This window comes from Yoonia sp. R78084 (assembly GCF_044595625.1).
Taxonomy (GTDB): domain Bacteria; phylum Pseudomonadota; class Alphaproteobacteria; order Rhodobacterales; family Rhodobacteraceae; genus Yoonia.
In genome coordinates this window covers 2864904-2878250 of the sequence record NZ_CP138993.1, presented here as the reverse complement: position 1 = coordinate 2878250, position 13347 = coordinate 2864904, and the positions used below count along the sequence as shown (strand labels likewise).

The window sequence follows — 13347 nt, the reverse complement described above, 5'->3', positions numbered from 1 at the left end:
CGGAAGGCGCAGGACCACATGCCAGATACTACCCCGAACCTCGAGTTGCCGTTCATCATGCCGGCGCAGGCACAAAAACACGTGACACATAACGAAGCCATCGAGTTGCTCGATATGATCGTCCAGCTAACGGTCGAAAGTACGGGCGCCACGACCCCACCCGCATCAGCCAATGAAGGGCAGGCATGGGTGCTTGGTGCTTCGCCTTCAGGTGGTTGGGCGGGACAGGCGGGCAGGATCGCTGCATGGCGTGGCGGTGGCTGGTTGTTTGTCACGCCGCGCGAAGGGTGGATGGCATGGGTGAAGAGTGATTCCGAGCTGCAGGTCTTTACCGGAAGCATCTGGGCGACTTTGGCCGGAACCGCGACCTAGTGCTTTAGCGGCGAATCCGGCTTTGCGCATTTTGACGCATGCGACATGAAGAGAGCAAAAAGCGTGGCACCCGAAAGGGGCTGCGCTTTCTTGTATTTTCTCGAAGAAGAAATGGAGAAAGCCTAAGTTTTGGTCTGAAATTGCTGTTCAATGCAGATAACAGCACCATATGCCCCTTCGAGTAGCGGATTCTTGTCGCAGGGTGCTTGCGACGTCATAGGGGCTCTGCTACATCGCGCAGGATTTTGCTGCTCTCTCGTTTTCGTGAGGGCTAAGGAAGTTGCTCATTCGCGTCCTGTCACCGACGGGGCCCGCGGGTCTGGGCCCAAGATATCGGAAGGCTCCACGTGTCCGAAACTGCTGGTATTTCGACAGGCATCGCCACGCGCTATGCAACCGCCGTGTTTGACCTCGCCAAAGAAGGCAAGGTGATCAAGGCACTCGAATCAGATGTTGCTTCATTGGAAGCGGCGATGGCCGAAAGCGCCGATCTGCGTACATTGTTGACATCACCGCTTTACAGCCGCGAACAACAGTCTGGTGCAATCGTTGCGATCGCCAAGAAGATGAAACTCTCTGACACCACAAGCAACGTGCTAGCGCTTCTGGCGTCCAAGCGTCGCTTGTTTGTCCTGCCACAGCTGATCGCTGTTTTGCAGGACATGTTGTCAGAAGAGCGTGGCGAAGTGACGGCCGAAGTCACCACAGCCAAGGCGCTGACCAAGGCGCAGGCTGACAAGCTGGCGAAAACGCTCAAAGCTCAAGTGGGCAAATCTATTACCATCAAAGAAACCGTCGATGAATCAATCATCGGCGGTCTTATTGTCAAAGTGGGCTCCAAGATGATCGACACGTCGATCGCCTCCAAGCTCAACGCACTCCAAAGTAAAATGAAAGAGGTCGGATAAATGGCGATCCAAGCGTCTGAAATTTCTGCGATCCTGAAGGACCAGATCAAAAACTTCGGTCAAGAGGCCGAAGTTGCCGAAGTCGGTCGTGTGCTGAGCGTGGGCGACGGTATCGCCCGTGTTTATGGCCTCGACAACGTGCAGGCCGGTGAAATGGTTGAATTCCCCGGTGGTATCCGCGGGATGGCCCTGAACCTTGAATCCGACAACGTGGGTGTTGTTATTTTTGGTTCCGACCGTGACATCAAAGAAGGTGACACCGTTAAGCGCACCAAATCCATCGTGGACGTGCCCGTTGGTGATGAACTGCTGGGTCGCGTTGTTGACGGCCTTGGCAATCCGCTGGACGGCAAAGGCCCGATCAAGACAAAGACGCGCGCGGTTGCTGACTCAAAGGCACCCGGCATCATCCCCCGCAAATCGGTTCACGAGCCGATGGCAACAGGTCTGAAATCCGTTGATGCGATGATCCCGATTGGCCGTGGCCAGCGTGAATTGATCATTGGTGACCGTCAGACAGGTAAAACTGCTGTGGCACTCGACACGATCCTGAACCAGAAGTCCTATAACGACGCTGCCGAAAAAGAGTACGACAAGCTGTACTGCGTGTACGTTGCGATCGGTCAGAAGCGTTCGACAGTTGCCCAGCTGGTGAAAAAGCTCGAAGAAAGCGGCGCGATTGAGTATTCGATCGTTGTGGCTGCGACTGCGTCCGACCCTGCACCGATGCAGTTCCTTGCACCATATGCAGCAACCGCGATGGCCGAGCACTTCCGTGACAACGGCCGCCACGCGCTGATCATCTACGATGACCTGTCCAAGCAGGCTGTGTCTTACCGTCAGATGTCCCTGCTGCTGCGCCGCCCACCAGGGCGTGAAGCCTACCCGGGTGACGTTTTCTACCTTCACTCCCGCCTGCTCGAGCGTTCGGCGAAGCTGAACGAAGACAACGGTGCGGGTTCTTTGACCGCGCTGCCGATCATCGAAACCCAAGGTGGTGACGTTTCCGCATTTATTCCGACGAACGTGATTTCGATCACCGACGGTCAGATCTTCCTTGAAACCGAACTGTTCTATCAGGGTATCCGCCCTGCGGTGAACACCGGTCTGTCGGTGTCTCGTGTTGGTTCGTCCGCGCAGACAAACTCGATGAAATCGGTTGCTGGTCCTGTTAAGCTCGAGCTTGCACAGTACCGCGAAATGGCCGCTTTTGCGCAGTTCGGTTCCGACCTTGACGCCGCGACACAGCAGTTGCTGAACCGTGGTGCCCGCCTGACCGAGTTGATGAAGCAGCCACAGTATGCGCCGCTGACCAACGCAGAGATCGTTTGTGTCATCTACGCAGGCACCAAAGGCTACCTCGACAAGATTGCCGTCAAGGATGTTGGCCGTTTTGAAGCAGGCCTGCTGAAGCACCTGCGCACAAACGCATCCGACGTGCTCGACATGATCACCAAGGAAGACCCGAAGATCAAAGGCGACGCCGAAGAGAAGATCAAAGCGGCAATCGACGCTTTTGCAAAAGACTTCGCGTAATCTTTGAGACAAAGGAGGCTTTGCTTTGCCAAGTCTTAAGGACCTGAAAAACAGGATCGAGTTGGTCAAATCGACCCGCAAGATCACAAAGGCCATGCAGATGGTCGCGGCTGCAAAACTGCGCCGCGCCCAGGATGCAGCCGAGGCGTCGCGCCCTTACACCGAACGGTTTAACGCCGTGATGGCCGGGCTTGCCGCATCGGTTGGCGGATCAGACACGGCACCAAAGTTGCTGTCCGGTACGGGCAGCGACCAGGTGCAGTTGTTGGTTGTCATGACTGCAGAACGCGGGCTGTGCGGTGGCTTTAACGGCAACATCGCAAAGCTGGCGAAGACCCATGCACAGAAGCTGCTGGCTGAAGGCAAGACAGTGAAAATTATCACTGTCGGCAAAAAAGGCCGCGACGCGATGAAGCGTGATTTCGGCAGCCTCTTTGTCGGTCACGTTGATCTGACAGATGTCAAACGTGTTGGTTATGCCGACGCGCAGGGTATCGCCAAGGACGTGCTTGGCCGTTTCGACGCCGAGGAATTCGATGTCGCGACGATCTTCTTTGCGCGCTTTGAAAATGTTGTATCGCAGCACCCGACTGCACAGCAAATCATCCCTGCCAAATTCGAGCAGGCTGAAGATGCTGATGCGACACTCTACGACTATGAGCCCGGTGAGGAAGAAATCCTCGCCGACCTGCTGCCACGTGGTGTGGCGACGGCAATCTTCAGCGCACTGCTGGAAAACGCCGCGTCCGAGCAGGGCGCACGTATGTCGGCGATGGACAACGCGACACGCAACGCCGGCGAGATGATTGACAAGCTGACCATCGAGTTTAACCGCTCGCGTCAGGCTGTGATCACCAACGAGCTGATTGAAATTATTTCGGGCGCGGAAGCGCTCTAGACCCCGGAGAAGACGAAAATGGCAAATGCAAAAGGCAAGATCACGCAGGTCATCGGCGCTGTCGTCGACGTGCAGTTCGACGACCACCTGCCCGAGATTTTGAACGCACTGATCACAGACAACAACGGCAAGCCGCTGGTGTTGGAAGTGGCACAGCACCTTGGTGAAAACACTGTGCGGACCATCGCGATGGACAGTACCGAGGGTCTGGTGCGCGGTCAGGAAGTGGTTGACCAGGACAACACCATCACAGTGCCCGTGGGCGACGCAACTCTGGGCCGCATCATGAACGTCATCGGCGAGCCGATCGACGAAAAAGGCCCGATCGGTGAGAAAGAGCGCCGCTCGATCCACGCTGATGCGCCAACGTTTGAGCAGCAGTCCACAGCTTCCGAGGTTCTGGTGACAGGGATCAAGGTGATCGACCTTCTCGCACCCTACGCAAAGGGTGGTAAGATCGGTCTGTTCGGTGGTGCCGGTGTTGGTAAAACTGTTCTTATCCAAGAGCTGATCAACAACATCGCCAAAGTGCACTCCGGTTACTCGGTTTTCGCCGGTGTGGGTGAGCGGACACGTGAAGGTAACGACCTTTACTACGAATTCATCGACTCCAAGGTTATCGACATCGACGACCTGACCAAGTCAAAAGTGGCGCTGGTGTACGGTCAGATGAACGAGCCTCCAGGTGCGCGTATGCGTGTTGCCCTGTCCGGTCTGACAATGGCAGAAGCGTTCCGCGACCAGTCCGGTACAGACGTTCTGTTCTTCGTGGACAACATCTTCCGCTTCACACAGGCCGGTTCCGAGGTGTCCGCGCTGTTGGGTCGTATCCCATCCGCTGTGGGCTACCAGCCGACACTGGCGACCGATATGGGCCAGATGCAGGAACGTATTACATCGACAAAGAACGGTTCGATTACGTCCGTTCAGGCAATTTACGTCCCTGCGGACGACTTGACCGACCCCGCACCAGCGACATCCTTTGCGCACCTCGATGCGACAACGGTTCTCAACCGTGCGATTTCGGAAAAGGGTATCTACCCTGCGGTTGACCCGCTCGATTCCACATCGCGCCTGCTGGACCCAGCGATCGTTGGTGAAGAGCACTATGCAGTGGCGGCCGACGTGCAGCAGATGTTGCAGCGCTACAAATCGCTTCAGGATATTATCGCGATCCTCGGCATGGACGAACTGTCAGAAGAAGACAAACTGACCGTTGCCCGCGCCCGTAAGATCGAGCGTTTCCTGTCGCAGCCGTTCGACGTGGCACAGGTCTTTACAGGCTCGCCAGGTGTTCAGGTACCGCTGGAAGACACGATCGCGTCGTTCAAGGCTGTTGTGGCTGGCGAATATGACCACTTCCCAGAGGGCGCCTTCTACATGGTTGGCGGCATTGAAGAAGTGAAAGCCAAAGCCGAGAAAATGGCTGCAGACGCCGCTTAATTCTGGGCTGAAGGAGAAGCCGACATGGCAAACCTACAATTCGATCTGGTCTCGCCCGAACGCCGCTTGGCGTCGGTCGAGGCGACCGAGGTCCGCATCCCCGGTGCAGACGGTGATCTGACAGCCATGGCAAACCATGCGCCGACGATCACGACACTGCGCCCCGGGGTTCTGACCGTGGTGCACGGTGGTGGGTCCGACACCTATGTTGTGTCCGGCGGTTTCGCCGAGATCACAGCAACCGGTGTATCCGTTCTGGCCGAGCGCGCCTTGCCTCAGGCAGAGGTGACGCAAGAGGTCTTTGACGCAATGGTCGAAGAAGCCAAAGCGGCGCATCGCAAGGCGCAGGACAACTTCAAGAATGAACCTGGCCCGGTTGATGACGCAGCCAAGCTGTTGTCCGATATGGTGGCCATTGGTGGCCACATCGGGCTGACCGCCAAGAACTAAGAAATCAGGCATAAGCTCATCGGAGCTTATGCCGACCCAACCTTCCCCAAAATTGGCAAACATATCTCTTGCGCTAAGTGCGGCCTAGTCCGATAGCGCCCAGAGGGTTGCTGATCCATAAACCGGCTCACCGTCCGCCGTCAGCGTAATGTCCTGACCGAGGCCGAAATAGCTGCCCGAAGCATAGATTCCGCTGGCATCCGGCCCATAGACTGGACCGTCGATATTGCCCGTGATCGTGAACTGCTGCACCCCATTGTCAAATGCACCGTCGATTTCGATATCAATATTGGCATTGCCATTGCTCGCCGAGGTCAGGGTCGCACCTAGGAAGCTGACCCCGCCGTCATAGAGCGCCAGTTCGGTGGTGTTGGTTGCGCTGTTGTAGACGTAGCCCATGAACTCATTCGCGCTGCCTGTTGTTGCGCCTGTCCCCATATCGACGGTCAGGGTTGCAGCGCTTGCAATGTTGGCATTGGGGGTGCTGGTGAAAAGAACCTCCATAAACCCGCTATATGTGATCGCGCCCGCAGGCAGATCTGCAAAAGCTGTCCGGCCGCCGTCATTGTGAGTGTCCTGCACCAAAGACAGCTCATCCGGCATGACATTGCGGAAGTAGAGCGCCTGTTGTTCTGTCGGTGCAAAGAAAGGGCTTGGGGGCGGGCCACCGCCGCTGCCATCGCCACTATCACCACCGCCGTCATCACCTCCCCCGTCACCAGGGTCGGGCAAGCCCCCTGATCCCCCACCACATGCCATGACGAGTGCGAGCAGCGCGCAGCACCCCAAATGCGTTACAAAACGGTGTGACATGGCATGATCCCAACGATAGTTTCCAAAACCTTAAGGTTGAGTTATCAATGAATGATTAACCAAGTGTTAGTATCGGTTTGGCAATCGCAGGAATAGCAATGCGGCGCTTTGAGGGTGGTAAAGTCGGCATAGACCACGGAGATGTCGTGCTCTTTTCCGATTTTGAGGATGACGGCCAGATGTGGCGCGGCGAAGGCCCGAGACAGTCCCGCGCTGCGGTGCAGTTTTCAAAAGCCTATGTGACGCCGCCCCATGTGCAGGTTTCTATGTCAATGTGGGACATCTCCAACAACACCAACATCCGTGCCGATGTGCAGGCCGAAGAGATCACCGAGACAGGATTTACTATCGTTTTTCGGACGTGGTCAGATACCCAGGTCGCGCGTGTCCGCGTTGCCTGGACGTCATTTGGCGAATTGCCGAGTGATGATGGGTGGGAACTTTACTAGAGCAAGTCTTATTCCGCAGCATAGAGCCCCTCGTAGATCGGCCCCAATGTCTTGTGATCGAACAGCGACGAAACAGATGTGCCGTTCCATGTGTTCAGGATTGCCTGAGCAAACATCGGCGCTGTCGGCACAATCCGGATGTTCGGGCAGGCTTTCACCGCGTCGGTCGCCCGGATCGTGTCGGTGATCACCAGCGATTTCATTACCGATTTCGACACACGTTCTACCGCAGGACCAGACAGCACACCGTGGGTAATATAGGAGTGCACCTCTTTCGCGCCATTCTCCATCAGCACTTCGGCCGCTTTGCAAAGGGTGCCTGCGGTATCAACGATGTCATCAACGATCACGCAGACCTTGTCTTTGACATCACCGATCACCGTCATTTCAGCCACTTCACCGGGTTTGCCGCGGCGTTTGTCCACGATCGACAAAGGCGCCCCGATACGCTGTGCCAGATCACGCGCGCGGGCCACGCCACCCACGTCAGGGGATACCACCATCACATCGTCCATCTGACCGCGGAAATTGTGCATCGCATCCAGCGCGTAAATCGGTGAGGCATAGAGGTTATCCACCGGAATATCGAAAAAACCCTGAATCTGCGTGGCATGCAAATCCAGGGTGAGAACGCGTTCAATACCGGCTTCGACAATCATATTCGACACCAGCTTGGCGGTGATCGGCGTGCGCGCCTTGGAGCGGCGATCCTGACGGGCATATCCGAAATACGGGATCACAGCCGTAATGCGCGCCGCTGATGACCGGCGCAGCGCATCGGCGATGATTAGCAACTCCATCAGGTTGTCGTTGGCGGGGTTCGAGGTGGGTTGAATGATAAACATATCCTCGCCGCGGACGTTCTCGAAGACCTCAACAAATATTTCGCCGTCGTTGAACCGTTCGACCCGCGCATCACAGAGGCTGACATCCATGCCACGATGCATCGACATGCGGCGGGCGATGGCAGTGGCCAAGGGCTGATTGGCGTTGCCGGCAATCAGCTTGGGTTCAATCATGGTCGGCATGGGCGTGGTCCTCTGGCAGAAGGCAGTTACAGGTATGTAACAGATTCGTGGCGTTGACACCGCGTAGCACAAGCTTACCGTCTCGCAAAGAATTGACCTGCGACAGGAGCCGCAAAATGCCACATATCGACTATTACTTCGCAACGCTGTCGCCGTTCACTTACCTTAGCGGAACGCGGCCACGCGATATCGCCCAAAAACATGGCGCGACGCTCACGTATAAGCCGCTGGACATCATGGCGCTCTTTGCGCGCACCGGCGGTGTGCCACCCAAGGATCGCCACCCGAACCGTCAGGAATACCGCCTGCAAGATCTGGCGCGCCGGTCCAAGCTTTTGGGGGTTCCACTGAACCTGAAACCGATGTTCTGGCCGACCAACGGGGCGCCTTCGGCCTATGCCATTATTGCGGCCCAAAATGCAGGTGCAGATGTGGCCGAACTTGTCACGGCCTTTGGCGCGGCGTGCTGGGCAGAAGAACGCGATATCAGCCAGGATGATGTTGTTCGCGCCTGTCTGGAAAAATGTGGGCTTGATCCGGCGTTGGCGGACAAAGACATGCTGACCAGTGCGGATACCTTTGGCAAAAACCTTGAAGATGCAGTGAACGCGGGGGCCTTTGGAGCACCGTTTTTCATTACTGATAGTGGTGAGCGTTTCTGGGGCGAAGATCGCCTTGATGATCTGGACGCCTATCTTTCCGGAAAATTCTGATGCCTGACGCCTTTGGGCATGACATCCACAGTGTCACGGTCGGCTCTGGTGAACCGACCGTGATGCTGCACTGTATGCTGGCGCGCCACCAAGCAATGTTGCCGCTTTCAAAAGCACTTGGGTGGCAAGCCACGCTGCTTGACCTGCCCGGTCACGGACGCAGTGCCGACTGGGACGGAAAGAGCGAATATCAATCGCTGACAGTTGAGGCGGCGAGACAAAGCTGTAACGGCCCCGCGCACATCATCGGCCATTCATTCGGTGCGACAGCCGCCTTGCGACTGGCCGTTGAAAGCCCTGAGTGCGTTTCAAGACTTACCCTGATTGAGCCTGTGTTCTTTGCCGCGGCAAAGGGCACCGCCGCGTTCACCGCGCATATGAAAGCGTTTCGTCCGTTTGTCGCTGCGATGCTGATGGGGGATGAGGCGCGCGCAGCCGAGATTTTCAATGCGCAGTGGTCTGATAGCGATTGGACCGCACTGTCAGATCGGCAGAAGGACTATCTGATCCAGCGCATCCATTTGGTCGTCGCTGGCGGTGCCGCTATTGAGGAAGATGCCGACGGTGTCACCTCGGCAGCACGGCTCGGTGCTTTGGATGTCCCTGTCACGCTGATCCGCGGCGGGCAAACGCAACCCGTCATCAAGGCAATTCACGACACCCTAGTTGCGCGGATTCCTCAGGCGACTGATCATGTTGTTGAAGAAGCGGGGCATATGATTGCCCTGACGCATGTTGCGCAGATCGCTGCGATTATCCGTGCAGCAGATCAAGAAACTGGTTAACGTCCGCTTCGGTCATGGCCCAGTCACAGACCAGACGCCCGATCAGCGGCGCGTCGGGGTCGCCTGCCTCGGGGTCGCCATTCATCACATAGTAGACCGCCCCTGCATCAAGCATGCGTTTGTGGTCGCTGCGGGGCATCTGGAAGAAGATCATGTTGGCTTGCGGCTCGAACAGGAGTTCGACGGCATCATGCTGGCGCATCCCTGCGGCCAGTTGGGCACAGCGGGCGTTGGCGGAGCGGGCCATATCAAGCCAGAGGTCATCCTGAAGATAGGCCTGCATCTGGGCTGAAAGATAACGGTGCTTGGACAGCAGGTGTCCGCCACGCTTGCGCCGCAGTTCGAATTCCCATGCGATTTCGGGGTTGAAAATGATACAGGCCTCAACCCCCATTGCGCCGTTCTTGGTGCCGCCAAAGCTGACGGTATCAACGCCGGCTTTCCATGTCATGTCCGCAGGCGAACAGTCGAGCGCGGTCATCGCATTGGCGAAACGCGCACCATCAAGGTGGGTTTGCATCCCGAATTCGTGGGCGGTGGCGGTCAGCGCTTGGATTTCTTCCAGTGTATAAATTGTGCCTTTTTCGGTTACCTGCGTAATCGACAGCGGGCCGCGTTGCGGGCCGTGCACGCCACGGTTTTCTTCGCCAAGGATTTTGCTGCGCAGGGCATCCGGGGCCATTTTGCCGTCCGCCGTTGGCACCAAGGTCAGCTTGGCCTGAGTGTAGAACTCCGGCGCGTTGCATTCGTCCTCGTGGATATGCGCGCATTCGGTGCAGAATACCGTCTGCCAAGGCTGTGTCATTGAGGCAAGCAACACAGAGTTCGCCGCCGTGCCGTTGATGATTAGGTAAACGGCAGCTTCGGGTGCTTCAAACGCTTCGCGGATCTGCGCGCGCACGGTCTCCATGATCGGGTCCGCGCCATATCCCATGGCATAGCCGGTATTGGCGGCGACCAGCGCCTCCATCACCTTGGGATGGACGGGGCCTGCGTTGTCTGAAGCAAAAAACATCTAGAGTGGCTCCTCGATAATGTGGTCTTCCCAATCGTCTTCATCGACCTGAAATTCCGGAATGGTCATGCCCCTGACCGACACCCCGGCCCGATGGACCGATTCCGGATCGCCCGAGATCAGCGGGTGCCAGTCGTACAGCGGGCGGCGTTCATGGACTAAACGGTAGCCGCAGGTCATGGGCAGCCAGTACAGGTTTTCGACAATCGTTTTCGGGGTCAGCACAATACATTCGGGGACGAATTGATGGCGTTTGGCATAGTTGCTGCACAAACAGCTTTCACCATCAAGCAGGCGGCAGGCGATGCGGGTCATCGCCACGGTGCCGTCGTCATCTTCAAGCTTGTTCAGGCAGCATTTGCCGCACCCATCGCAGAGCGCTTCCCATTCCTGTTTGTTCAGTTTCGACATCGGTTTGGTTTCCCAGAACCGCGGCGTCAGGTCGTCGCGGGGGATTTCAACGGACATCGGCAAGGATCTCTCTGGCGGTGACACAATCGGCATCCATCTGGGTGATGAGCGCTTCGAGGCTGTCGAATTTCAACTCGGGCCGCAGGAAATCAACCAAGGCAACCGAAAGGGTGGACCCGTAAAGATCGCCTTTGAAGTCAAAGATGAAAGTTTCGCAATTCGGAACATTCTCGCCAAACATCGGGCGCACGCCAATTGAGGCCGCGCCGTTGTAGGTGCCTTTGTGCGGGCCATCAAGGACGTCAACTTTCACAGCATAAACGCCGAATTTCGGCGGGTGCAGGCCGGTGATCGACATGTTGGCGGTGGGATACCCCAGATCACGGCCGCGTTGGTCGCCACGAATGACCTCGCCTACGATACGGTGCCAGTGGCCCAGCATTGCGGCGGCCTCGCGCGGTTTGCCTTCGCTCAGGGCTTGCCGGATCGCGGTGGAGGAGACATTAGCGTGGTCGATGGCCACGATGGGTGCGACAGTCACGCCAAAGCCCATTTCATCGCCGAATTTCTGAAGGTCTGCCACCGTGCCCGCGCGGTCTTTGCCAAAGCAGAAGTCGGCACCGACAACCACATGTTTGAGCCCCAGTTGATCGGCGATGACCGTTTGCGCAAACGCACGGGGGGTGAGGGCGGCAAGGGCTGCGTTGAAGGGTACTTCATAAAGTTTTTCAACACCCAGTTTCGCCAGACGGTTTGCGCGCGCTTCTGCATTCATCAGGCGGAAAGGGTTGGGATCGCGGGAGAAATAGCTGCGCGGGTGTGGCTCGAACGTCATGATGCCGAGGGGTGCGTCCGCCTCTTTGGCGGCTTTGCGCGTGAGGTCAATGACAGCTTGATGGCCGATATGCACCCCGTCAAAATTGCCGATCGCGGCGGCGGCGCCACGGTCAGCAGGATCAATGAAAACGGTGTCACGAATGATGCGCATGGCTTTGGGTAGCGGACCACGCAGGGCCGTGCAAGCACCGCTTGTCAGCCCTTGCGGGCTTGCGCGCGTGGAACGCCGTCAGGCTTGAACAGCGCTAGTCGAATTTCCGGCTTGGCGCGAGGACGGTGGCATCGCCGACCAGCACCTTTTTGTCGTTCACAATGCAGCGCGTGTTCATGGTGACGCGCCGTTTGGAATGGTCGATATCTGTGACTTCAACTTCGGCCAGTACCATGTCGCCAGGGCGCACCGGGGCGAGGAATTTCAGGCTTTGCCCCAGATAAACCGTGCCATGTCCAGGCAGTTGTTCCCCGATCACGGCGCTGACCAGCCCCGCCGTCAGCATCCCATGGGCGATACGCCCGCCAAAGATGGTGTCCTGCGCATAGTCTTCGTCAAGGTGCACAGGGTTTCTATCGGTCGACACCTCTGCAAACATTTCGATATCGCGATCCGTGATCACCTTGCGGAGCGAACGGGTCATACCGATTTCGATATCTTCGATGCAGATCGTTCCGCGGGGGGCGTTATCCAGCATATCAGACTCCATCAAGTAACAAAAAATCCAGTATCGCGTCGATATTGAAATTTTATTACTTTGCCGATGCAGAAAGATCAAGCGATTCCTGCTACCGCAACTGCCCGATAGTGTAGGTCGTGCTGATCTGCGCCTCGTTCAAATAGGCCCCCAATGCCTCCGGGTCAGGCTGGCGGTCGGTCTTTGTCTCTGCCGCTGCCAATCCGCCCGAGATAAAGAGCGTGTCGATATCTTCTTGCAGTCCCCCCAGAATATCCGTGCCGATCCCGTCACCGATCCCGATAATACGCGGATCTGATGGCGCATTGGTTAATGCCGCGAGCCTGCGGCGCGCGAGGTCATAGATCGGCGGATGGGGTTTGCCGAAATAGAGGCTCTCGCCGCCCATTTCGGTATAGAGCGCGGCTAGCGCACCGGCGCACCATTCGCGCACTTCGCCGCGATCCACAATGATATCGGGGTTGGCGCAAAGCAGTTTCAGACCCCTCGTTTTCGCATAGAGAAATTCTGGGCGGTTCACATCGACATCTGCCAGCGGATCAAAGGGGCCGCAGCACACAATGCCCTCGGCCTGATCCAGCGGAACCTTCTGGATATTCACAGGGTTTTCAATGATCTGCAGGGGCTGGAAGAAGTCATCATCCCGGGGGCTTTCGCCCATAAACCAGATCTTCTCACCCACAATGCCACGGAACATTGCCGCGCGCGCGCTGTCACCAGAGGTGGCAATCGCGTCCCATGCATCATCGGGCACGCCCAGCCCGTTGATTTGGCGCGCCACGGAATCCCATGGGCGCGGGGAATTGGTGACAAGCACAACAATCCCGCCTGCCGCCCGGTATTTCTGCATGGCAGCCACGGCGTCTGGCAGGGCCGTGACGCCGTTGTGCATGCACCCCCACAGGTCCACAAAGGCGGCGTCATACTGCCCCGAGATGTCGGCGAATTGGTCGATGATATGGGTCATGCGTTAACCTTGGTGAACGGTAAGGAAGGCGTA

16 protein-coding genes are annotated in these 13347 nt (G+C 57.2%); 9 read left to right on the top strand and 7 right to left on the bottom strand.

What is annotated here, in order from left to right; translation table 11 throughout:
- Positions 1–18: 18 nt before the first annotated feature.
- The 6 genes from SJY29_RS14445 (at position 19) to SJY29_RS14420 (ending at position 5607) form a co-directional block, all read left to right on the top strand.
- A complete protein-coding gene (locus SJY29_RS14445) occupies positions 19–372 on the top strand; it encodes a DUF2793 domain-containing protein (RefSeq protein WP_400084075.1) in 354 nt (117 codons plus the stop codon).
- Between the two features lie 347 nt (positions 373–719).
- Positions 720–1280, top strand: coding sequence for a F0F1 ATP synthase subunit delta (locus SJY29_RS14440; protein WP_400084072.1), 561 nt, complete (start codon positions 720–722; stop codon positions 1278–1280).
- Positions 1281–2816 (top strand): F0F1 ATP synthase subunit alpha, encoded by a 1536-nt coding sequence (atpA, locus tag SJY29_RS14435; RefSeq protein WP_400084069.1) that lies wholly within the window; start codon positions 1281–1283, stop codon positions 2814–2816.
- A 25-nt stretch (positions 2817–2841) separates the two neighbouring features.
- Positions 2842–3714, top strand: a complete 873-nt coding sequence (locus SJY29_RS14430) for a F0F1 ATP synthase subunit gamma (protein WP_400084066.1) — start codon at positions 2842–2844, stop codon at positions 3712–3714.
- Positions 3715–3732: 18 nt separating this feature from the next.
- Positions 3733–5157, top strand: a complete 1425-nt coding sequence (gene atpD, locus SJY29_RS14425; RefSeq protein WP_327541718.1) for a F0F1 ATP synthase subunit beta — start codon at positions 3733–3735, stop codon at positions 5155–5157.
- Positions 5158–5181: 24 nt separating this feature from the next.
- Positions 5182–5607 (top strand): F0F1 ATP synthase subunit epsilon, encoded by a 426-nt coding sequence (locus SJY29_RS14420; RefSeq protein ID WP_110277921.1) that lies wholly within the window; start codon positions 5182–5184, stop codon positions 5605–5607.
- A gap of 84 nt (positions 5608–5691) precedes the next feature.
- Here the strand turns inward: SJY29_RS14420 and SJY29_RS14415 are convergent, their stop codons facing one another.
- A complete protein-coding gene (locus tag SJY29_RS14415; RefSeq protein ID WP_400084063.1) occupies positions 5692–6420 on the bottom strand; it encodes a hypothetical protein in 729 nt (242 codons plus the stop codon).
- 98 nt (positions 6421–6518) lie between these two features.
- Here SJY29_RS14415 and SJY29_RS14410 point away from each other — a divergent pair, with 98 nt between their 5' ends.
- Positions 6519–6869, top strand: a complete 351-nt coding sequence (locus SJY29_RS14410) for an H-type lectin domain-containing protein (protein WP_400084061.1) — start codon at positions 6519–6521, stop codon at positions 6867–6869.
- 8 nt (positions 6870–6877) lie between these two features.
- On the opposite strand, the gene SJY29_RS14405 is transcribed toward SJY29_RS14410, so the two are convergent.
- Positions 6878–7897, bottom strand: coding sequence for a ribose-phosphate pyrophosphokinase (locus tag SJY29_RS14405; protein ID WP_110277924.1), 1020 nt, complete (start codon positions 7895–7897; stop codon positions 6878–6880).
- 116 nt (positions 7898–8013) lie between these two features.
- Between SJY29_RS14405 and SJY29_RS14400 the strand changes: the two genes are divergently transcribed.
- Together SJY29_RS14400 and SJY29_RS14395 are read left to right on the top strand one after the other, a co-directional pair.
- Positions 8014–8610 (top strand): 2-hydroxychromene-2-carboxylate isomerase, encoded by a 597-nt coding sequence (locus SJY29_RS14400; protein ID WP_400084059.1) that lies wholly within the window; start codon positions 8014–8016, stop codon positions 8608–8610.
- The gene (locus SJY29_RS14395; protein ID WP_400084057.1) at positions 8610–9395 is read left to right on the top strand and encodes an alpha/beta fold hydrolase; all 786 of its coding nucleotides are present in this window, start codon (positions 8610–8612) and stop codon (positions 9393–9395) included. The genes SJY29_RS14400 and SJY29_RS14395 overlap by 1 nt, the downstream gene beginning before the upstream one ends.
- Here the strand turns inward: SJY29_RS14395 and SJY29_RS14390 are convergent.
- The 5 genes from SJY29_RS14390 to SJY29_RS14370 form a co-directional block, all read right to left on the bottom strand.
- Positions 9364–10410, bottom strand: a complete 1047-nt coding sequence (locus SJY29_RS14390) for a threonine aldolase family protein (protein WP_400084054.1) — start codon at positions 10408–10410, stop codon at positions 9364–9366. The genes SJY29_RS14395 and SJY29_RS14390 overlap by 32 nt on opposite strands.
- Positions 10411–10878, bottom strand: coding sequence for a YcgN family cysteine cluster protein (locus SJY29_RS14385; RefSeq protein WP_400084052.1), 468 nt, complete (start codon positions 10876–10878; stop codon positions 10411–10413).
- Positions 10868–11809, bottom strand: a complete 942-nt coding sequence (locus SJY29_RS14380; RefSeq protein ID WP_400084049.1) for a bifunctional riboflavin kinase/FAD synthetase — start codon at positions 11807–11809, stop codon at positions 10868–10870. The genes SJY29_RS14385 and SJY29_RS14380 overlap by 11 nt, the downstream gene beginning before the upstream one ends.
- A 94-nt stretch (positions 11810–11903) precedes the next feature.
- Positions 11904–12347, bottom strand: coding sequence for a MaoC family dehydratase (locus SJY29_RS14375; protein WP_055294950.1), 444 nt, complete (start codon positions 12345–12347; stop codon positions 11904–11906).
- A 91-nt stretch (positions 12348–12438) separates the two neighbouring features.
- A complete protein-coding gene (locus SJY29_RS14370) occupies positions 12439–13314 on the bottom strand; it encodes a TIGR01459 family HAD-type hydrolase (RefSeq protein WP_400084046.1) in 876 nt (291 codons plus the stop codon).
- Between the last annotated feature and the right edge of the window lie 33 nt (positions 13315–13347).

Coding starts and splice junctions, on each gene's coding strand:
- SJY29_RS14445 (WP_400084075.1), top strand. CDS start 19: ATGCCAGATACTACCCCGAACCTCGAGTTGCCGTTCATCATGCCGGCG.
- atpA (WP_400084069.1), top strand. CDS start 1,281: ATGGCGATCCAAGCGTCTGAAATTTCTGCGATCCTGAAGGACCAGATC.
- atpD (WP_327541718.1), top strand. CDS start 3,733: ATGGCAAATGCAAAAGGCAAGATCACGCAGGTCATCGGCGCTGTCGTC.
- SJY29_RS14420 (WP_110277921.1), top strand. CDS start 5,182: ATGGCAAACCTACAATTCGATCTGGTCTCGCCCGAACGCCGCTTGGCG.
- SJY29_RS14415 (WP_400084063.1), bottom strand. CDS start 6,420: ATGTCACACCGTTTTGTAACGCATTTGGGGTGCTGCGCGCTGCTCGCA.
- SJY29_RS14410 (WP_400084061.1), top strand. CDS start 6,519: ATGCGGCGCTTTGAGGGTGGTAAAGTCGGCATAGACCACGGAGATGTC.
- SJY29_RS14405 (WP_110277924.1), bottom strand. CDS start 7,897: ATGCCGACCATGATTGAACCCAAGCTGATTGCCGGCAACGCCAATCAG.
- SJY29_RS14400 (WP_400084059.1), top strand. CDS start 8,014: ATGCCACATATCGACTATTACTTCGCAACGCTGTCGCCGTTCACTTAC.
- SJY29_RS14395 (WP_400084057.1), top strand. CDS start 8,610: ATGCCTGACGCCTTTGGGCATGACATCCACAGTGTCACGGTCGGCTCT.
- SJY29_RS14390 (WP_400084054.1), bottom strand. CDS start 10,410: ATGTTTTTTGCTTCAGACAACGCAGGCCCCGTCCATCCCAAGGTGATG.
- SJY29_RS14385 (WP_400084052.1), bottom strand. CDS start 10,878: ATGTCCGTTGAAATCCCCCGCGACGACCTGACGCCGCGGTTCTGGGAA.
- SJY29_RS14380 (WP_400084049.1), bottom strand. CDS start 11,809: ATGCGCATCATTCGTGACACCGTTTTCATTGATCCTGCTGACCGTGGC.
- SJY29_RS14375 (WP_055294950.1), bottom strand. CDS start 12,347: ATGCTGGATAACGCCCCCCGCGGAACGATCTGCATCGAAGATATCGAA.
- SJY29_RS14370 (WP_400084046.1), bottom strand. CDS start 13,314: ATGACCCATATCATCGACCAATTCGCCGACATCTCGGGGCAGTATGAC.